Source organism: Streptomyces sp. W1SF4 (genome assembly GCF_003950035.1).
GTDB classification, from domain to species: Bacteria; Actinomycetota; Actinomycetes; order Streptomycetales; family Streptomycetaceae; genus Streptomyces; species Streptomyces racemochromogenes.
The window spans coordinates 674,339-693,880 of sequence record NZ_CP034350.1 but is presented as its reverse complement, the minus strand read 5'-3'; the positions used below and the strand labels follow the sequence as shown (position 1 = coordinate 693,880).

Sequence of the window (19,542 nt, the reverse complement as noted above, 5' to 3'; positions counted from 1 at the left end):
CGGGGCCTCCGCGGCGTCAGCAGCCCAGGTTGTTCCCGGGGGTGACGCCCAGCAGCTGGGTGAAGCTCTGGTACTTGCTCACCCGGCTCTGCACCTGCGCGGGGTTTCCGCCGTTGCACTCCAGGGCCCCGTTGATGGAGCGGATCGTCTCGCCGAAGCCGGCGCCGTTGACCATGGCGGCGTGCGCGGTCATCGTGCCGGGGCCGTTCTGGGTGTTCCAGTACCAGAGCGCCGTCTTCATCGCGACGGCCGGGTCCTGCTCCACGAGGTAGGGGTTGGCGAGCAGGTTGATGCCGAGGGCGTCGCCCGCCGCCTTGTAGTTGAAGTTCCAGCTGAGCTGGATCGGGCCGCGGCCGTAGTAGGCGGCCTGGCCGGCGGGACAGCCGTAGGGCTGGGAGGCGTCGCAGTAGTGCGGGTAGTTGGCGGTGTTCTGCTCCACTATGTACACCAGCCCGCCCGTCTCGTGGGAGACGTTCGCGAGGAAGGCGGCCGCCTCGCGCCGCTTGACGGTGTCGTCGCCGGTGTTGGCGAAGCCGGGGTACGCGGAGAGGGCCGCCACCAGGCCCTTGTAGGTGTAGAAGGGGTTCCGGTTCGGGAACATCTGGTTGAACTGGGCCTCGCTGACCACGAAGCCGGACGGGTTCCCGTTGCCCGGGTCGGGGTCCTGGCCCCCGCCGCCGCAGGCGCCCTGGTCCGACCAGACGCCCCACTGGCCGGTGGTGCCGGGCGTCTCGCCCTGGGTCCACCACTTGGCCTGCCAGTTGTGGCCTCCGTACGAGGCGCTCGCGCCGCCCGTGTAGACGGCGGAGGAGTTCCAGGCCCCGGCGCAGGCGGGGGCCGCGGCGGCGGGGGAGGCCGGCAGGGCGACGGCCAGGCCGAGGGTCGCGGCGGCGGCCGCGGCGAGGGAGAGGGCTCGGTTGCGAAGAGTGCGTATCACGTAACTGCTCCTGGAGTGGGGGGAGATGTCGCGGGAGGGTGGGGGGCGACAACTACCGCCACTGAACCGATAGTGGTCTGGACCTGTCAAGGTCTAGACCAAATCCTTTGCCGTCGGGCCCCGGACACGCCGGAGCGGCGCGACGGTCCGACCGCCGCGCCGCTCCGGGGCCGCTGGATCAGCTGCCGGCCGAGAGGTTGCCCGACAGGACCGGGATGTTCTCCACGAGGTGCGAGAGCGTCTCGTCGCCCTTGGCCTGGGTGGAGTTCTCGGCGCACTGCTGGTTCTGCGGGTTGGACGCGATCGGGATGTCCTGCACGCCGATGTTGGCGATCAGGGCGGCCACCGACTGGACGTTGACCTTGGCCGGCAGGCCGATGCAGAGCTTGTTCACCGAGCCCTGGACCGCGGAGAGCTGCGGGCTCAGCTTGCCCGAGGTCTCCTGGTTGCCGTAGATCTGGTCGGCGTTGTTGCCGTTGACCGTGTTGATCCCGTTGTCATTGCCGATCGCCATCGCCGGGGATGCCGCGAGGGCGCCCGTCCCCAGGACGGAGGCGGTGACGGCGGCGGTGGCCATGAACTTCTTGAGCATCGTGAGGATCCTTCTGTCGCATGTGCTGTCCCCGGCGGGACGAACTGCCCAACTGCCGTCCGGCCCAGGGGTTATCGCCCGTCACCCGAGCGGCCCAACGGGACGCACCGGCCTCAGGCCTGCGGGGACGGGGCCACGGCGCCGCCACCGGACCGGATCGCGCGCAGTGCGGCCGCGTGGAGGGCGGCGGGGTCACCGTGGGCCACGGGGCTGCCAGTGAGCGTGTACCACTCGTCCGCGTCCGTGTACTGGATGTCGAAGCGGACCTCGCCGTCCGCCCCGCCGGTGGTCCGCAGGGTGAGCGGGCCCGTGATGACACCGACCTCGTCGGTCATGGCGCCGCCGGGACCCGCGAGGACCTCGTCCTGCCACTGCCGGGGGGCCGTCATGAGGCGCAGGTGTCGATCATGGTGGTGAGCATGGCCCTTTCGGCGTCGGTGACGGTCAGACCGTAGTGGGACTTCACGGTGGTCCAGGCCCGCCCGTACTGGCACCAGCTCGCCTTGTCCGGCGGCTGCCACAGGTCGGGACTCTGGTCGCCCTTGGAGCGGTTGGACGCGGCGGAGACGGCCAGCAGCTGCGGCCGCGTCAGGTCGTTGGCGAAGGCCTTGCGCTTGGCCGCGTCCCACCCGGAGGCGCCGGAGCGCCAGGCCTCGGCCAGCGGCACCATGTGGTCGATGTCCAGCTTCGAGGCCTCGTTGACCGCGACGCCGTCGTACAGGCTCTTCCAGCTGCCCGACACGGCGCGGCACTCGGAGTCCTGGGTGACGTCCGCCCCGTCGCGCTTGAGGACGGCCTCGCGGGTGTCGCACTTGTTGCCCTGCTCGGCCCAGTGCGTGAACTTGTCCCGGCTGTACCCGGCCATCGTGCCGGGCTTGCCGGTGGTCAGCGAGGCGAGCTGGGTCCGGGCCACGGCCGCGCTGACCATCCCCGGCAGCACGTCCCCGGAGGCCGGCTTGGCGTCGCCCGCGGAAGGGGAGGGCGCGGGGGCCGACGCCGGCGCGGAGGGGGTGGCACCGGCCGGTTTCCGCGCCGGTTTGCCGTCGCCGGGACTCCCCGTCCCCCCGCACCCGCTCACCCCGAGCAGCAGCGCCACGGCCACCACCCCGCCGCGTACACCTGTGTGACGATGCATGACCCCACCCCGGACGAGACGCTACGTGAACTGACCCGGGAAGACTACCCATAACCGGACATCCAACCACGCACCGGTCCCCGGTCGCCGGGTCAGCACACCTCGGTGGCCGTCCGCCGGCAGGTGCTGCGGCGGTCCTCGATCTGCCTCCAGCGGTCGCCGTGGACGGTGCTGACGACCTGGGGCTCCCGCAGGAAGTCGTGGGGGAAGCCGAGCGGTACGGCGCTCACCTCGTCGAGCCGGGCGACGGCGTCGGAGTCGAGGCGGACGTCGAGACAGCCCAGGTTGTCGGCGAGTTGGGCCTCGTGCGTGGCCGCGATGATCGGAACGATGTTGCCCGGGCGCCCGAGGAGCCAGGACAGCGCCACCTGGGCCGGGGTCCAGCCGCCCTGCTCGGCGACCTCCAGCACGGCGGTGATGACGTCCTCCTCCTGCGGGGACGCCGCCGTGTCCCAGGAGTCCAGCCGGCCCCCCTCGCCCCGGCGGTACTTGCCGGTGAGCTTCCCGGCCGCCAGCGGTGCCCAGGCCAGTACAGCCTGGTCGAACGCCCGCGCCTGAGGCAGCAGGTCACGCTCGGGCGTCCGCTCCAGCAGGTTGTAGCGCAGCTGCGATCCGGCGAACGCCGACCAGCCCCGCAGCTCGGCGAGGGTGTTCGCCTGTGCGATCTCCCAGGCGGGCCAGTCCGAGACGCCGACGTACAGTGCCTTCCCCGTGCGGACGAGGTCGTCCAGTGCGCGCATCACCTCGTCGACCGGGGTGAAGTTGTCGCGGGCGTGCACCCACAGGACGTCGACGTGGTCGGTCCGCAGCCGTTCCAGGCTGGCCTCCACCGACCGCACCAGGCTCTTGCGGTGGTTGCCCGCCGCGTTGACGTCGCCGTCACGGGTCGCGCAGGTGTACTTGGTCGCCAGCACGAACTCCTCGCGCCGTCCCTGGAGGAGTTCGCCGAGGATCCGCTCCGAACCGCCGTCGCCGTAGATGTTCGCCGTGTCGACGAAGTTCCCGCCCGCGTCGGCGTAGGCGTCGAGGAGGCGGGAGGCGGTCTTCAGGTCGGTGCCCCGGCCCGGTTCGTCGCCCATCATCATGGTGCCGAGGCTCAGCTCGCTGACCCGCAGACCGGTCTTGCCGAAGAGTGTGTACCGCATCCGGTGTCCCCCTTGGTGGTAGGTGCGTGCGGACGAAGCTACGCGCTGGAGCGCACTCCAGCGCAAGCCACGATCCGTGGGGGCGCCGCCGGGTCCAGGCCCGGCGGCGCTCCGCTCCCGCCGCCGGCCCCGGGGTCCGTCGCCGAACTCCCTCCCCCAGCCGCGGGGCCGCCCTCCGGGCGACGACGGGAGCGTGACGGCAGAGCCCAGGTCAGGCCCAGGAGGCGGCCACCAGCGAGCGGTGGGCCGCCTCCAGGTGCGCCGACGCCGCCAGCCACGCCCAGGCGTAGCCCTCCGACGAGGCTTCGGTGAGCCGGCCGAAGGCGTCGCGCGGGCGGCGGCCGGCCTCCGCGACGAGCGCGCCGGCCAGGTCGGCCGCCGCCCCGAACCCGGCCCGGCGCAGCGGTCCGTACGCCGCGAGCGGCTCCGGGACCCGGCCCGTCTCCGCCACCGCCCGACGCCCGCCCGCCACGCCCGTCTCCAGCAGCCGGCGCACCCGCCACAGCGGCGAGTCGGCCACCGCGTCCGGACCCGGCTCCCCTTCGGCCACCGGCCCGGCGGGGGCCCCGGCGTCCGGGAAGTGGCTGCCCTGGAGCCGGTCGTAGCCCAGGTCGGCCCGGTCGCGCCACTCGGGAGGCAGGCGCAGCGTGTACTGCGCGCCGGGCACCGGTCCCACCGCGAGCGGGCTCAGGGTGGCGGCCCGGTCCGGGTCGGGGCGGCCCAGGACGCGCACCGCCAGCCCCGGATGCCCGGCCAGGCGGCGCAGGTTGGCGGTGTGCGCCAGCTCCGGGTGCGGATGCGCCGGGCGCAGCCGCAGCAGCGGCGCGTCCGCGCGCAGCTCCCGCACCAGCAGGTGCTCGCCGGCCGCGCCGACCACCTGGACGTCGCAGCCCAGCAGGCCCGGTTCGGCGTCCCGCGCCAGCAACTCCCTTACGGCCTCGGCGGCCGGCCGGGCGAACAGCGCGGCCAGCGGCTCCTCGTCCCAGGCCGCGCCCGGCGCCGGCACCGCCCGGACCCCGCGCCCGGCACCGAGCCGGCCGTCGGCGGAGACCGTCGCCCCGCTGATGCGCAGCCCCGCGCGCGCCAGCCCCGCGTGGTCGAGGGCGGCACCGCCCAGGGCCACGGAGGCCGCACCCGCGCCCCGCGCGCGGGCGAGCCCGCCGGGCCGGACGTCCGACAGGGTGTAGCGGGCGCCGTCCGCGCCGAGCAGGTGGGTGACCACGCCGCCGTAGCCGGTCGCGGTGAGCACCGGCTCCCGGCACAGGCCGTGGACGCGCAGGCCGCCCCCGGCCGTGTAGGCGCGCCGGCCGCCGCCGGTCAGCCCGGGCCCGCCCGTCCCGGACGCCAGCAGCGCGGCGGTGCGCAGCAGTTCCGAGAAGGCGGCGGCCAGGTCGGCGAGCCGCTGGCCGGCCCGGCGCTCCCGAGCGGCCCGCAGTCCCCGTACCACGCGCAGCGCCGCGGCCTCCGCGCGCGGCAGCCCGGCGAGCCGTGCGGTGTGCGCGGCGCGCAGCAGTTCGGCCTGGACCACCGCGCCCCCGGCGACGACCCCGGCGGCCAGCGCCTCGGCCGACACGGCCCACAGCGCGGCCCCGGCCCGCACCTGGGCCGGCGTCGGCGGGGCGCCGGCGTCCCGGTCCGCGTCCCCGGCGTCCGAAACGGACCCGGCAGCGGCTCCGGCAGCGGCTGCCGGGGCGGTGGCATCCGGCACGGAACCCGGCGGCGCGGCCGCCCCCGCCGCCCCCGTCGTCCGCGCGGGAGCGTCGTCCTCGGGCGGCGTACCCGCCTCCGGTCCGGACGCGTCCCGTTCACCGGGGCCTTCCCCGGCCAGGGGCCCGGCCGGCGGTTCGGCCGGGGGCTCCGCCAGCGGCGCGGCCCCCAGGACCGCCGCCCGGTGCAGGCAGCGCGGCGCCAGCAGGCAGCCGCAGACAGCCTGTCCGGCCTCCGTGACCGCCCCCGACGGCCCCGGCCGCAGGGTGACCACCGCGTCCTCGCCGAAGCGGAACACGACCGCCCCGTCCGCGCCGGCACCCTCCGGGCAGCCCTCGATCGCGGCGTCCAGCTTCTTGCGCAGCCGGGCGCTCAGGTTCTCCACCGCGTCCGCGACCACCTCGGCGGTGACGGGCGGCGACAGCGTACTGGTCATCGGGGCTCCCCACGGAGTCGGTCGCCCACCCAGCGGGCCAGGGCGAGAGGGCTGAGGGCGGCCACCGGCATCCCGGCGGCGACGAGTTGCCGCGCCACCGGCACCGAGTAGCGGGGCGTGCCCGCGTCGTCGAGCGCGGCGCAGCCCAGCAGATGGGCACCGGACGCCGCCAGCGCCCGCACCTCGGAGAGCAGTCCCCCGAGGGGGGCGCCCTCCTCGAAGTCGCTGACCACGACGACCAGCGTGCGGCTCGGCACCGTGATCAGGCTCCGGGCGTGCGCGAGGCCCGCCGCGATGTGCGTACCGCCGCCGACCCGGACCTCCAGCAGCAGCGAGAGGGGGTCCTCGACGCGGCCGCTGAGGTCCACGACCTGGGTGGAGAAGGCGAGGAAGTGCGTGGACAGGGTCGGCACCCCGCCCAGCACCGCCGCCGTCAGTGCCGACCAGACCACGGACGCCTCCATGGACCCGGAGACGTCCACCACCAGGATCAGCCGCCAGTCCGCCTCCTTCGACGTCCGCGTGCTGAACACCGGACGCTCCGGAACCACCACCACCCGGCCGTCGTCGAGGCGCCGGGTGTGCGCCAGGTTCGCCCGCAGGGTCCGCGCCAGGTCGAGCGGGCCGCCCGGCCGGCGGGTCGGGCGGGGGGTGGCGACGCCCGACAGGGCGGGGCGCAGCCGGGTGGCCAGCTCCTTGGCCAGCTCGTCCACGAGCCGCCGCACCAGCGGCCGCAGCCGGGCCAGGTGCGCCTCGGACATGCCGCCGGCCAGCGAGAGCACCGAGGTCAGCAGTTCCACGGAGGGGCGTACCGCGGCCGGGTCGAGCTGGGCCAGCACATCGGTGCGGCCCGCCCCGGCCGCGTCGGCGAGCACCTCCTCGCGCACGTCGGCCCCGAACAGGGACTCCAGTTCCGCCGACCACTCCCGGGCGGTCGGGAAGGAGGCCTCGTCCCCGCCGCCGGAGCCGGGCCGGCCCACGTCCGCGGAGCCCTCCCCGCGCCCGGCTCCGTACAGCTCGTCCAGCGCGCGGGCGTAGGGCCGGGCACCCGCCGGGAGCCGGTCGCGCTGGCGGCCCAGCAGCAGCCGCCACCGGTCGGCGGGCGCCAGCCTCCGTTCCTCCCCGGCCGGCCGGGCGGGGAGCGCTGCCACCGCCGCGCCGACGGGGGCGGGGACGCCGGCCGCGTCCGGCGGACCACCGGGCAGCGGCAGTTCCTTCAGCGCGGCCAGCCCGGCCGCGTCGGCGGCGGCCCACAGGGCCAGCAGCGCGGGCAGCGCGTCCAGCGCCAGGTCGACGCGGTCGCCGAGCCGCTCGGTGACGGTGTCGAGCAGCCGCTCCCGGGCGGCCGGCGTCAGCACGTCGAACCCGGCGCGCAGCGCGGGCAGCCGCTCCAGGAACGCCGCGTCGGCCAGCGAGTCCACCCGGTCCAGCAGCGGGGTGAGGGCCGCGGGGGATGCGCCGAGCAGCGGCCCGGCGGCGGTGAGCAGGCCGGTGAGGCGGCGGGCCAGCGCGCGCCGGCCGTCGGGGGTGGCCGCCCCGTCCACCCAGGCGGCGGCGCGGGCGCCGAGCTCGTCCGCCGGGTCCAGGTCGAGCAGCACCCGTACGGCCAGGGCCGCACCGCGCATCAAGGGGCCCGCACCGGAAGCGAGTTCGGCCAGGGCGGCGTCCATGCGCAGCCCCAGCCGGCGGGCGGCGGCCCGGTTGGCGAGGGCCACCAGGGCGCCCGCGTCGGCGGGGTCGTCGCTGCCGGCCAGGCCGGGCAGGGACCGCAGGGCCGCGTCGAGCAGCTCGCCGGCCAGCTCCCCGGCGGCGGCCCGCGCCGCGTCCCCGGCGCCGGGCAGGTGGCCGCGGCGCAGCCCCTCCAGCAGGTCGACGGCCTCCAGGAGTTCCGGCACGGTGGCGGTGTCCGGCAGGACGGCCGCCATCTCCTCCATGCGTACGCCGACCAGTTCGGGCAGGTCGCAGCGCGCGGCCGCGTCGAGCCCGGCCAGCACCTGGGCCGCCGTCGGGCCGCCTTCGGCCGCCTGGCGGCGCGCGGTGTCACGCAGCGTCCCGGCGGCCGCCTGGGCGGCGCTCACGCCGCGGACCCCCGCCAGGTCAAGGCGGGCCGGGACGGCCGGGGTCCAGGCCGGCCGCCACTTGCTCCCCAGGGCGGTGCCGTCGCCGGTGGCGGCGGTGCCGAGGGGCTCCGCGTAGGACGCCCCGCAGACCAGCAGGCGCCGCAGCAGCACCTCCCGGCGCCCGTCGAGCTCGGAGCGCAGGGGGTCGAGGCGGATCTCGCGCGGCTCCGGGTCCCCGGGACCCGGCAGCCGCAGCGCGGCCAGCTCGGCCTCCACGGAGGGGCCGAGCCCGGAACGGGGGGCGTGCGGGGTGGTCCGGCCGCGGCCCGTGCCGACGAACACGGCCTCCAGGGCGCGGGCCAGGGCCCGTCCCCGGCCCAGGGGTTCGCCCTGCCCGAGAACCGTGGTGACGGCCTCCAGCAGTTCGCCCCGGCCGGGCGCGGGCAGCCCCCGCAGCACCGCCAGGTCGCAGGCCAGCCGCAGCGTCTCGGCCGCCTCCCCGGTGCCCGCCGTGTGCCCGGCGCGGCGCAGCTCCCGGCACAGCCGGACGAGGGCGGCCGCGGCCGCCTCCCGCAGCCGCTCCGGGTCCCCGCCCGCCTCGAAGACGGCCTGCTGCCACAGCGGGTCGCGGATGCCGGCGGGGTAGCCGGAGCGGGAGTCGAGCAGGTCATGGGAGTACGCCACGAACGAGGTGACGAAGCCCCCGGCTTCGGGCTCGCACCCGTCCCCGAACCGGAACCCGTTCCCGTCCCCGGCCCCGTCCCCGGCCCCGTCCCCGGCCTCGTGTTCCGGCCCCGCGTGAGCAAGGAGGGCGGGGGCGTGGAAGGCGCCGATCACGGCGGCGACCCGGCGGCCGGCGAACCGCGCGAGCACGCCCCGCATGTGGGCCTCCCGCGCCAGGTCCACCGCCGCCACCGCGCCCGCATCGGCCCGCAGCGCCCAGCCGACGCCGAGCGCGGCGCGGCGTACGGCCTCGGGGGAGCAGCCCGGGGCCAGGACCTCGACGGCCCGGTCCCACAGGTCGTCGCCCTCGCGCCCGGTCCCCGACGCGGCGAGCGCGCCGGCGTAGTCGCGGCCCCCCGACGGGCCGGGGACGGCCGTCGCGGGCTCCGGCGTCCAGCCCCGGTCGGACAGCGGCAGGTCGCAGCAGACGACCTCCACGCCGCGCCCGTACGCCCAGCGGATCGCCGCCAGCTCGGGGGAGAAGTCCGCGAACGGGTAGAAGGCGAGGCGGCCTCCGTCCCCCAGGCCCGCCAGGGCCACCGGCGCCACGGTCTCGGGGTCGGCCAGGTGGGGCAGCCACGGCCGGAACTCGGCCGGCAGCTCCACGCAGACGACCTCGGGGTCCGCCGCGTCCAGCAGCGCGGGCACCACCGCGGCCAGTGCGGGACTGTGGTGGCGCACCCCCAGCAGGTACGGCTCGCGGCAGGCGGCCAGTTCCTCGACCGCCGCCCGCGGTTCGGCGGTGAGCGTCAACGCAGGCTCCCGCGCAGGTCCCACAGCCGGCGCCAGGTCGCCGAGCCGTCCTCGGCGCGGCGGCGGACCGGGCCGTCCCAGTAGCCGAGGAGCCGCCCGTGGTCGGCGGGGTCGTCCTTGCGCACCACGCCCAGCAGGTGGCCCGGCAGCAGGTCCAGCACGTCACCGCCCGGCAGGTACGCGGCGGACACCCCCAGGGAAGCCGCCACCTGGACGGCCTCGGCGGTGGACATGACCGTGCCGGGCCGCTCCACGTCCCAGCCCTCGGCGCTGCGCCCCGAGCGCAGGTCCCGGAAGACGGTGACGAGCGCGTCGAGTACGCAGTCGTCGACCCCGAAGGCGGCGCCGGCCCGCTGGACGGCGGCGCCGGCCTGCCGCCGGATCAGCTCGGTCTCGGCGTCCGGGTCGGCGATCGGGCCGACGGTCTCGAAGTTGAAGCGCCGCTTGAGGGCGGCGGACATCTCCGAGACGCCCCGGTCACGCAGGTTGGCGGTGGCGATGACGGTGAAACCGGGGACGGCGCTGACCACCGCGTCCTCGGTGGCGGTCAGTTCGGGCACGCTGACCCGCCGGTCGGACAGGATCGACACGAGCGCGTCCTGCACCTCGGGCAGGCAGCGGGTGATCTCCTCGACCCGTGCCACCCGGCCCGTCCGCATCGCGCTGAGCACGGGGGAGTCGACCAGGGCCTGTGGGGTGGGGCCCTGGGCGAGCAGCAGCGCGTAGTTCCAGCCGTAGCGGAAGGCGTCCTCGGTGGTGCCGGCGGTGCCCTGGACGGTGAGCTCGCTGGTGCCGCACACGGCGGCCGCCAGCAGCTCGGACAGCATCGACTTGGCGGTGCCCGGCTCGCCGGTGAGGAGCAGGCCGCGCTCCCCGGCCAGGGTGACCACGCAGCGTTCCACCAGGGCGCGTTCGCCGACGAACTTCGGGGCGATCACCAGCTTCGACGGGAGCCCGGCACGACGCTCGGGCAGGGCCAGCTGCTCGCCCGCGCTGCCGCACACGAAGGTCACCACCGCGCGCGGGGTGAGCGCCCAGCCGGGAGGGCGGGGGCCGGGGTCCTGGGCGGCGAGGAAGGCGAGTTCGGCGGCGTACCGCTCCTCGGCGGGCATCGCCTGCCGGGCCGGGGCGGACTGTTCGGTGACGGTCATGGGGTATCGGTCCTTCAACTGTCAGAAGTGCGGAAGTGCATGCAGAAGTGCAGAAGTTCAGAGGTTCACGAGTGCGGGAGTTCACGAGTGCCCAGGTGCGGAAAGGGCGGGCCGGAGCCCGGTGGGGGCGCGGCGGTACCGCGCCCCCACCGGATCCGGCGCCGGTCCGGCGGATGCCCGTCAGCGCCGGCGGGAGCCGGTCCGCTTCACCTTCAGCTCCTCGAAGCGCGGTACGTCGCCCCCGCGGACCCGCGCCCAGGCCCGGCGGTACAGCTCCGCGGCCGGCTCCGCGGGCACCAGCACGCCCAGCACCGGATGGCCGCCCGCCGCCAGCGCGTACATGGGCAGCTTCCACGTCTCGACCGGCAGGACCGGCGCGCCGGGCTCGGACCAGCCGCCGGGCAGGAACAGGGAGCGCCCCGCGCGGGAGCGCGCGGCCGTCACCACCAGCTCGGTGGCGGCCAGTTCGGCGCGGGCGGCCTTCATCCGGGCCGGCTTCCAGCCCGTCCAGCGGGACGTGTTGCGGTCGGTGGGGTCGGGCATCGCCAGCAGCGCCAGGTACAGCGCGGCCGCGTCGGCGCCCAGCCCGTACGCCGCGGTGACCTCCGCCACCAGCTCGGGCACGCTGCGCGACGGGTCCTGCGGCCACCAGGTCCCCTCCTTGTCAAGGCCGCCGGCGACAGGTGCCCCCGGGTCGGCGAGCAGCGCGGCGAACGCCGGGTCCTGGACCAGGCGCAGTGCCGTCTCGGCCCGCGAGGGCTGCTGTTCGGCGCCGCGCAGCAGCGGCAGGTAGGGGTCGGAGCCGGTCGAGTCCAGCAGTGCGGGGCGCACCGCGGGCCGGGGCTGCGTGTCGTGCGTGGCCAGCACCACCGCGCCGTACCGCTCGTAGCCCTGGCCGGTCTCGGTGGGGGCGCCGGCCGCCTTGCGGAAGTCGGGCAGCCGGACGTAGTGCCCGACGCTCATCAGCAGTTCGGGTGAGGCCAGGCGCTGGCGCAGCGCGGTGAGCGCGGGCGGCAGGCTCGCCCGTACCGGGTGTCCGGCGGGCAGCCGGTGCGCGAGCCAGGCCGTCAGGGCGGCGGCCCCGGTCAGCACGCCCGCGTCGAAGGGCTGGGCCACCGGGACGGCGGGTTCCACGTGGTCGCCGTTGACCGTCCACGCGACATCGGTGCTCAGCACCTCGGAGGAGGCCGCGTCGAGCAGCGCGGGCAGTGCCCGGTGCGGGGCCCAGCCGCCGCGCACGTCCTTGGCGGCCTCGGCGAGCAGCCACTCGGGCACGGGCGTACGACGGCCCACGCGCTCGTTCCACACCCGCGCGGCGGCGGCCGCGTCCGGGCCGTCCGTCCACAGCCGCGCCGGGTCGGCGGGCAGCAGCGCCGCGACCAGGGCGCGCCGGACCTCCACGGCGAGCTCCTTCAGGTCGTCGCGGGCGTTGACGGCGTCGCCGGCCTTCAGCGCGAGCGTGTCGCGCAGCCCGGCGGGCAGGAACGAGCGCTCCCACGTGTCCAGGTGCGGCAGGCCCGCGAGGACCATCCGGGCCACGGCACCGGAGACCCCGGTGAGCCGCGCGAACTCCTCCGCGGCCTCGGGGAACCAGGGCGCCGGGCCGCGCTCGGCCGCCTCCTTCAGGAAGGCGGCGGTCCAGTCCGCGGCGCGCCCGCGGTCGCCGACGGGCTCGGCCGCCCCGGCCCCGGTGTAGGGGGCGGGCACGGCGAAGGCGCCCGCCGGGTCGTGCAGCAGCGCGTCGAACTCGCGGGTCCTCGGGAACTCCAGGGTCTGCTCGTTGAGGGCGAGCACGGCGCCGCCGCCGAGCGGGAGGACGGCGCGGTGCCTGCCGCCGCGGCCGCGCTCGCGGCCGTCGGCCCCCAGCAGGTGGGCGGTGTCGATGCGGACGCGGACGCGCCGCCACCGTTCGGCCGACGCCGTGGCGGAGGCCAGTCCCAGGGCGTCCACCTCGGCGAGCATCCGCAACAGCGCCGTCCGCTCCTCCTCGGAGGTGTCGCCGGTGACGACCGCGCGGTAGGCGACCGCCGCGGGGGCGTCCAGGAACAGTCCGGCCCAGGGGAAGGAGGAGGCGGAGATCTTCGGCGTGTCCACGTGCAGCCGGCCCGGGACCGCCTCGGCGGCGGTGTCGGCGACGGCCGCCGCCAGGGTGCGCAGGAAGCGGAACGTCGCGTCGGAGTCCCCGCCGAAGTGCCGGTGGTAGGGGGTGCCGGTGAGGCCGTGCAGCGCCCGGTCGACCACCTGGTCGAGGGGTCCCCGCCGGGCCGGTTCCTTCGTCCGCTGCGGTGCGGGCTCGAGCGCCTGCGCCACCTTCGCCAGGGCCTTGCGCTGGGTCAGTGCGGAGCGCAGGGTGTCGACGACGCCGCCGAGCAGCGCGGGCGCGGTGACGCCGGGCAGGGCCGCGGCGACGAGTGCCGCCAGGTCCGTGCGCTTCTCGGCCTGCTCGGCGGCCGCCAGCAGGGCTCCGGCGGCGCGCCCGTCCATCGCGCGCAGCACCGCCGAGCCCTCGGGGTCGCGGGGCCGCAGGCAGTACCAGTAGGCGAGCTTGGGGAGTTCGGTGTGGCCGGTCCAGTAGAGGCCGCCGTTGTGGTCGGAGGTGACCCGGCAGGTGACGGCGCCCTCGGGGTCGGTCAGGGCCAGGGTCCGCCAGTCCTGGGAGACGGCGCGGGGCCGGTCGTCGCCGGGGAAGACGACCGCGGCGCGCGGGAGGGGGCCGCCCTCGCGGACGGTGACGGCGCGTCCGGTGTTGTCGGAGCCGTGCCAGCCCTCGCCGCGCCGGTACACCACCCGCCAGCCGAGCAGCCCGTCGACGGGCGCGCCCAGCACGGAGCCCTCGACCGAGGGCGTCGGCCGCAGCCAGTTCTGGCCGACGTGGTCGTTCAGGACGCTGCCGGCCGGGTGGCCGTCCAGGGCGTCGGCGAGGAAGCGCGGCAGGGAGCGCCGGCCGACCGCGCCGGTGGCCGGGTCGTACTCGGCCCAGCCCCAGTCGCCGGGGCGGCCGCCCTGGTCCCACACCCAGTACGAGGTGCCGTCGGTGATGACGGCCCGTTCGGCGGGGAGCCTGCTGTCGCCCGCGTGCAGCGGGGCGGGGCCACCGGTGGTGCGGCCGCCGCCGGGCAGTGCCAGGGTCACGTGTTCGGTACGCACCGACCAGTAGTTGGCGGCGGAGTCCAGGGTGAGGACGTCGTCGGGGGCGCTCAGCCAGTAGCCCTGGACCGGGCCGTCGTAGGAGGCCCAGAAGACGAGCAGGTCGCCGTCGGTGTAGTGGAAGCCGTGGTTGTGGCGGTCGCCCGGCGGGACCCGCAGGTCGTGGGTGAGCACGGTGGAGTCGGCGTCGATGACCCGGACCTGTGTGGAGTTGGCGACGATGACGTACGGCCAGGCGTCCATCACGGTCAGCCGGGTGCGGCCGCGGCCGGGCGACAGCTCGGTGACGGCGGCCTCCCAGGCCGGCCAGACCAGCTCCTCGAACAGGCCGCCCCGCAGGGTGCGGGCCAGGATCTCGCCGAGGTCGGCGGAGGCGGCCCGGGACACCTCCTCGGGGGCGAGGGCCAGCGCCTCGGACGGCAGCCAGGTGAGCCGGCGCAGGGCCTCCGGCAGTTCCGGCAGTGCCGCCGCCGTGGACTCGCCGGCCACCCGGCGGACCCACTCGGCCACCAGCGGGGCGCTGCCGGGCGCCTCGGCGAGGTGCCGTACGGTCCCGCGGTCGCCCGACGCGTTGGTGTTGAAGCGGTCCAGGGTGCGGAAGAACGCCGGGCGCAACCGCTCGTCCGCGCACAGCGCCCGCAGGTCGCGCCGCCCGGCCGAACGGGCCCAGGTGTCCAGGCCCAGCACCTGGTTCGGGCCGGGGTCGGCGACGGTCAGCCCGTACGAGAGCAGCAGGTCGAGCAGGTCCACGTCCTGGAGGCCCAGGCGCAGGCCCGCCTCCCGCCCGGGCAGGGCCAGTTCGGCGCGCAGCACGCCGGCACAGCGCTCGACCAGGGGGAGCAGCCCGGGCAGCGGCGGCGGGGTGCCCCAGCCGGTGTGCCGGGCGGTGTGGAAGCGCTCCAGCCAGCCCGCGGTGCCGTCGGCGGGGCGCTCCTCGGCCGGCAGGCCGGGGTCCGCCAGCCCGGCGGTGGCGCCGGACTCCTCCAGCACCTCCAGCCACAGGGCGGCCAGTTCCCCGGCGTCGCCGCCGCCGGAGGGGGTGATGCCGAGCAGGGTGCCGCGTACGGCGGGCACGCGCCGGGCGAGGGCGACGAGCGCCGTGCGGTGGGCCTTCCACCAGCCGGCCGCGGCGCGCAGGGTGGCGGGCAGCGGCAGCAGCTCGGCGAGGTAGTCCTGCTCGGGCACGCTGCCGGTGAGCCCGGCCGCGCGGGCGAGCCGGCGCAGCTCGACGGCGGCCTGCGCGGACGGGGCGAGCCCGCCCGCGGTGCGGCGTACGCACAGGCGCCGGAAGCGCTCGAGGGCCTCGGCGGGGGAGACGCGCTGGGCCAGCTCCTTGCCGTAGCCGGTGAGCGTCTTCACCGGCAGGGCTCCGGCCAGGGCGAACTCCAGGAAGACGGCGTCGAGCCGGTCCTCGTCGACGGCCAGGCCGTAGCGGGCCTCGCTGGTGCGGGCGCGGCCGAACAGCTGTGCCGCGTACGTGGTGTTCTCGACGGCGAGGAAGACGCGCGCGGCCTGCTCGTAGAAGACGGGCAGGAAGTGCGGGACGGCGGCGGCGAGCCGGTCGGCCAGCTCGGTGCAGGCGTCGAGGGCGGCCTTGGGCTTGGTCTTGGCCTGCCGGGCCAGCCGGTCCAGTTCGGGCACCACGGCCAGCGCGTGGTGTCCGTCCTCGGGGTGGTGCACCAGCACCCACTCCGGGAAGCCGAGCGCCTGGCGCCGGCCGAGGCCGACCACCTGCGGCTCGCCGTCCGGTACGAGGCCCAGGAAGCCGGCGGCGAGGTCCTCGGCGGCCCCGAGCTCGGCCGCGGCGAGGCGGACCACGACGCGCTCGTCCCCGAGGGCCGGGTGGCGGTACGCCCGGGCGGTGAGGGGCACGGCCGAGGCGCCCGCCCCGGTGGTGCCGGCGGGCAGGACGGCGCCCGCCGCCAGGAGTTCGGCGGCGTCGGCGGCGGCGTGCCCGGCCGTGCCCGTGGTGTCGGTGGTGTCGGTGGTGCTCACGCTTCGTCCCCGCCCTCTTCGATCCTGCGCCCGGCGTACAGCGCCGCGGCCATCCGCATGCCCTCGGACCAGGCCACCGGTCCGACCTCGCCGAGGCGTACCGCCCGGCCGTCCTCGTCGTGCCAGTTGAGCGCCCCGGTGGCGGTCTCGTCGTCCCAGTAGGGCTCGCCGATCCAGACGGCCGCTTCCACGGCCCGGCCGCGGTCGCGCACCTTGCAGGTGGCGTAGCCGCCGGAGACCCGGTAGCCGAGGGCGGTCGCGCGGGCCGCGAGGCCGAACCGGGTGGGGAACACCCCGCCCGCGTAGTCGCGGACCTCGGTCGCGGCCGGCTCCAGGTCCGCGGGCTTCTCCCAGGTGGGCCGGTGGATCTGCTCGACCCGCTGGGTGATGTCCAGCTCGGCCGCGAACTCCCGTACGTCGTCCAGGTCGGGCAGCAGCACCGGGTGCGGCAGGGTCACCGTGCGCGGGGAGAGGCGTACGGTCTCGCCGTCGAGGTTGACCACCTTCAGCTCGCCGTCGGCGGTGGCGTCGCGCAGGAAGCCCACCTCGTCGGGGTCGTCGTCGGGGACGACCGCGAGGTCGCGCAGTGCGGCCTGCCAGGCCCCGTCGGGCCATACCCGGGCGAGGAGTTCGGTCGGCACCGGCAGCGAGGACACCATCCAGGTGTCCACCTGGGCCGCGCAGGCCGCCTCGTGCCGCTCCAGCCATTCGGCGAGCCGGCGCAGCCGGTCCACCTCGGGATGGTCGCGCAGCGCCTTCGGCAGTGCCTTCAACTGCCGCCCCCCGGGCCGCCGTACCGCGACCTTCCCCTCCACGAGGGAGATCTCGTACCCCTCGTCCAACGCCAGCCAGCCCATCAGCGCGCGCCCCTCCACCTGTCCGGAAACGGTCTTGCGCAGCCCGGAACGAGGCGCGAGCGCCCGTCGAGCTGCGGTATGCGGGGAGACTAGCGAGCCCCACTGACAACGCGGAGGGGAGGGCTCCGGGTGAGGGTCCCGGACATGCCGCCGCCCCCGGTCCGTGGCGGACCGGGGGCGGCGGGGATACGGCTTGACGGCAGGTCAGACGGCGTCGGCGGGCTCCGCGGCCTTCGACGCCGCGGCCTTCGACGGCGCGGCCTCCGCGACGGCGGACGCGACCACGCGCGGGCCGTGGCCGGAACGCAGTCCGAGCCAGCTGATCAGTGCGACGAGGGCGAAGGCGGCGGCGCCGATCCAGAAGGTGAGGGTGAATCCGGACTCGGCGGGCAGCGGCGGGACGCCCTGGGGCAGGTGCTCGACGGTCTTCGACGCCAGGATCGTGGTGACGATGGCGCTGCCGATCGCGCTGCCCGTGGAGCGGGAGATGGAGTTGATGCCGTTGGCGATGCCGCTCTGGTGGTGCGGGACGCTCGACATGATCACCGCGGGCATGGCGGCGTAGCCGAAGCTGACGGCCGCGCCGACGACGAGGCCGGCGCCGATGACCGAGAGGGTGTGGCCGTGGTCGAGCGCCAGCCAGCCGAAGCCGACGGCGCCGAGCGCGGCGGCGACGGCGAGCGCGAGGCGGGGCCCGCGGTGGCGCACCAGCTGCCCGCCGACGGGGGAGGCGAGCAGCGAGACGATCGCGCCGGGCAGCAGGAACTGGACGGAGGCGCGCAGGATGGACGCGTCGAAGCCGTAGCCGGTGAGCTTCTCGGGCATCTGGACGAGGTAGGAAACGCCCAGGAAGTTCGCGAACATGCCGAAGCCGACGAGGATGCCGGCCAGGTTGGCCATCAGCACCGGGCGGTGGACGAACATCTTCATGTCGACGAGCGGCTCGGCCACCTTGCGCTCGACCAGGACCCAGACGGCCGTCATCACGGCGGCACCGGCGAAGCTGCCCAGGGTGCGGGCGGAGGACCAGCCCCACTCGTGACCCTGGGAGATGGGCAGCAGGAGCAGCAGCAGGGCGATGCCGAGGGTCAGCGCGCCGAGGAAGTCGGTGCGCCCGCCGGTCTTGTGCCGCGTGGCGGGGACCAGGAAGACGACGGCGAGCAGGGCGATGACGGCGAAGCCGGTCGCCATCCAGAAGGCGTTGCGGTAGTCGGCGCCCTCGCCTGAGGTCAGCAGGCCGGTGGCGACCAGCGCCAGGCCGCTGCCGAACGCGAGCGTGCCGCTGACCAGCGCCATGGCGCCGGGCAGCTTCTGCGGCCGGACCTCCTCGCGCAGCACCGACAGCGCCAGCGGGAAGATCGCGGTCGCGGCGCCCTGGAGCACCCGGCCCAGGATCAGCAGGGGGAGGGAGGTCGCGAGCGCGGCCACCACGGAACCCGCCACCATCACGCCGAGGACGGCCACCAGGGTGGGCTTCTTGCCGTGCTGGTCACCGAAGCGGCCGAGCAGCGGGGTGAAGACGGCGGCGGAGAGCAGGGTGGCGGTGGTCACCCAGCTGACGTTGGCGGTGGAGGTGCCGAGGTCGGTGCGGATCAGGCCCAGGATCGGTACGGGCAGGGTCTGCATCATCGACACGACCATGGCGGCGAGGCTCAGGGCGAAGACGATGACCGTCTCGTTGCCCTTCCTCGCTTCGGCGGGGGCGGATGCGGCGGAGCTCATGGAGGGGGGACCTTCTCAGTGTTTCAGGACGCAGATGTTTTATGTCATCAAGTACTTCGACGAAGGTAGTCAGAGATAGTTAAGGTGGTCAAGTAAAAGGTTGATAATGTCAACGATCCTCGGCTAGGCTCGCGGGCCATGAGCACCACCGCACCGCACCGCCCCACCAAGCTGGAACTGCTGGAACTCCTCGCCGCCATCGGCACCGCCCAGTGGCGCGACTTCGCCGCCGCGGCGGCCCGCCACGGGCTCACCTCCACGCAGGCCAAGGTCCTCGCCCAGCTGGACGGGCCCGTGCCGATGCGCGGCCTCGCGGCCCTGCTGGCCTGCGACGCCTCGAACGTCACCGGCATCGTGGACCGGCTCCAGGCGCGCGGGCTGGTGCGGCGCGAGCCCGAGCCGCGCGACCGCCGGGTCAAGAACGTGGTGGCGACCGGCGAGGGCCGTGAGGTGATGCGCCGGGTGCGCGCGGAGATGCAGGCCACCCACGGGGCGCTGGACGCGCTGGACGAGGCGGAGGGTGCGACCCTCTACGCCCTGCTGGAGCGGCTGCGGCCCGCCATGGAGCGCGACGGAGCCTCCTGATCCCGGCCCGCGGCCGGCCCTGGTGCCCGCCGCGGGCGGTCAGTCCCGGGGAGCGGCCTCGACCGACTCGACGGCGGCGTCCAGGGCGGCCGTGAGCCGGCCCAGGCGCTGCTGGAGCTCGCGGATCTCGGCCAGCTCGAAGCCGGTCGCCCGCGCGATCCGGCGCGGCACCTCCACGGCCCGCGCGCGCAGGGCCGAGCCCTCCTCGGTCAGCACCGCGTGCACCGACCGCTCGTCCTCGGTGCTGCGCTCGCGCCGGATCAGGCCGGCCGTCTCCAGCCGCTTGAGCAGCGGCGAGAGCGTGCCCGAGTCGAGCCGCAGGTGCTGTCCGAGCTGCTTGACCGGCATCGTGCCGTGCTCCCAGAGCACCAGCATCACCAGGTACTGGGGGTAGGTGAGCCCCAGGTCCTTCAGGACGACCCGGTAGAGACCGCCGAAGGCGCGGTTCGCGGCGCCCAGCGCGAAGCAGATCTGTCCGTCGAGGCGGAGGAAGTCCTCGTCGCGAAGGGGTTCGCGGAAGGGGTCGGCGGGCTGCTGGGTCATGTGCCCCAGTGTACCGGAGCAGACTTGCGAGCGATTGAGTTGTGCACAACTGAA

General features: G+C 76.1%; 13 protein-coding genes. 1 reads left to right on the top strand and 12 read right to left on the bottom strand.

The window, feature by feature from the left end:
- Positions 1 to 16: 16 nt before the first annotated feature.
- From D1J60_RS03390 to D1J60_RS03340, 11 genes are all read right to left on the bottom strand, one after another.
- A complete protein-coding gene (locus tag D1J60_RS03390) occupies positions 17 to 937 on the bottom strand; it encodes a glycoside hydrolase family 19 protein (RefSeq protein WP_125820069.1) in 921 nt (306 codons plus the stop codon).
- A 178-nt stretch (positions 938 to 1,115) separates the two neighbouring features.
- A complete protein-coding gene (locus D1J60_RS03385; protein ID WP_125820068.1) occupies positions 1,116 to 1,529 on the bottom strand; it encodes a rodlin in 414 nt (137 codons plus the stop codon).
- A gap of 113 nt (positions 1,530 to 1,642) precedes the next feature.
- On the bottom strand, positions 1,643 to 1,918 hold the full coding sequence (locus tag D1J60_RS03380; protein ID WP_125820067.1) for a hypothetical protein: 276 nt from the start codon (positions 1,916 to 1,918) through the stop codon (positions 1,643 to 1,645).
- On the bottom strand, positions 1,915 to 2,664 hold the full coding sequence (locus D1J60_RS03375) for an HNH endonuclease family protein (RefSeq protein WP_241253119.1): 750 nt from the start codon (positions 2,662 to 2,664) through the stop codon (positions 1,915 to 1,917). Before D1J60_RS03375 ends, D1J60_RS03380 begins: the two co-directional genes overlap by 4 nt.
- 92 nt (positions 2,665 to 2,756) lie before the next feature.
- Positions 2,757 to 3,809, bottom strand: coding sequence for an aldo/keto reductase (locus D1J60_RS03370; RefSeq protein WP_125820066.1), 1,053 nt, complete (start codon positions 3,807 to 3,809; stop codon positions 2,757 to 2,759).
- Between the two features lie 211 nt (positions 3,810 to 4,020).
- Positions 4,021 to 5,952 (bottom strand): hypothetical protein, encoded by a 1,932-nt coding sequence (locus tag D1J60_RS03365; protein WP_125820065.1) that lies wholly within the window; start codon positions 5,950 to 5,952, stop codon positions 4,021 to 4,023.
- Positions 5,949 to 9,488, bottom strand: a complete 3,540-nt coding sequence (locus D1J60_RS03360) for a DUF5682 family protein (RefSeq protein ID WP_125820064.1) — start codon at positions 9,486 to 9,488, stop codon at positions 5,949 to 5,951. The genes D1J60_RS03365 and D1J60_RS03360 overlap by 4 nt, the downstream gene beginning before the upstream one ends.
- Positions 9,485 to 10,639, bottom strand: a complete 1,155-nt coding sequence (locus tag D1J60_RS03355) for an AAA family ATPase (protein WP_125820063.1) — start codon at positions 10,637 to 10,639, stop codon at positions 9,485 to 9,487. Before D1J60_RS03355 ends, D1J60_RS03360 begins: the two co-directional genes overlap by 4 nt.
- Positions 10,640 to 10,819: 180 nt before the next feature.
- Positions 10,820 to 15,781, bottom strand: a complete 4,962-nt coding sequence (locus D1J60_RS37130) for a DNA-binding protein (protein WP_164720825.1) — start codon at positions 15,779 to 15,781, stop codon at positions 10,820 to 10,822.
- A complete protein-coding gene (locus D1J60_RS03345) occupies positions 15,778 to 16,638 on the bottom strand; it encodes a DUF4132 domain-containing protein (protein WP_125823838.1) in 861 nt (286 codons plus the stop codon). Before D1J60_RS03345 ends, D1J60_RS37130 begins: the two co-directional genes overlap by 4 nt.
- Before the next feature lie 204 nt (positions 16,639 to 16,842).
- Positions 16,843 to 18,360 (bottom strand): MFS transporter, encoded by a 1,518-nt coding sequence (locus tag D1J60_RS03340; protein ID WP_125820062.1) that lies wholly within the window; start codon positions 18,358 to 18,360, stop codon positions 16,843 to 16,845.
- A 138-nt stretch (positions 18,361 to 18,498) separates the two neighbouring features.
- Between D1J60_RS03340 and D1J60_RS03335 the strand changes: the two genes are divergently transcribed.
- Complete coding sequence (locus D1J60_RS03335; RefSeq protein WP_125602993.1) at positions 18,499 to 18,945, top strand: MarR family transcriptional regulator; 447 nt, start codon at positions 18,499 to 18,501, stop codon at positions 18,943 to 18,945.
- Between the two features lie 39 nt (positions 18,946 to 18,984).
- Here the strand turns inward: D1J60_RS03335 and D1J60_RS03330 are convergent, their stop codons facing one another.
- The gene (locus D1J60_RS03330) at positions 18,985 to 19,488 is read right to left on the bottom strand and encodes a MarR family transcriptional regulator (RefSeq protein ID WP_125820061.1); all 504 of its coding nucleotides are present in this window, start codon (positions 19,486 to 19,488) and stop codon (positions 18,985 to 18,987) included.
- Positions 19,489 to 19,542 lie beyond the last annotated feature (54 nt).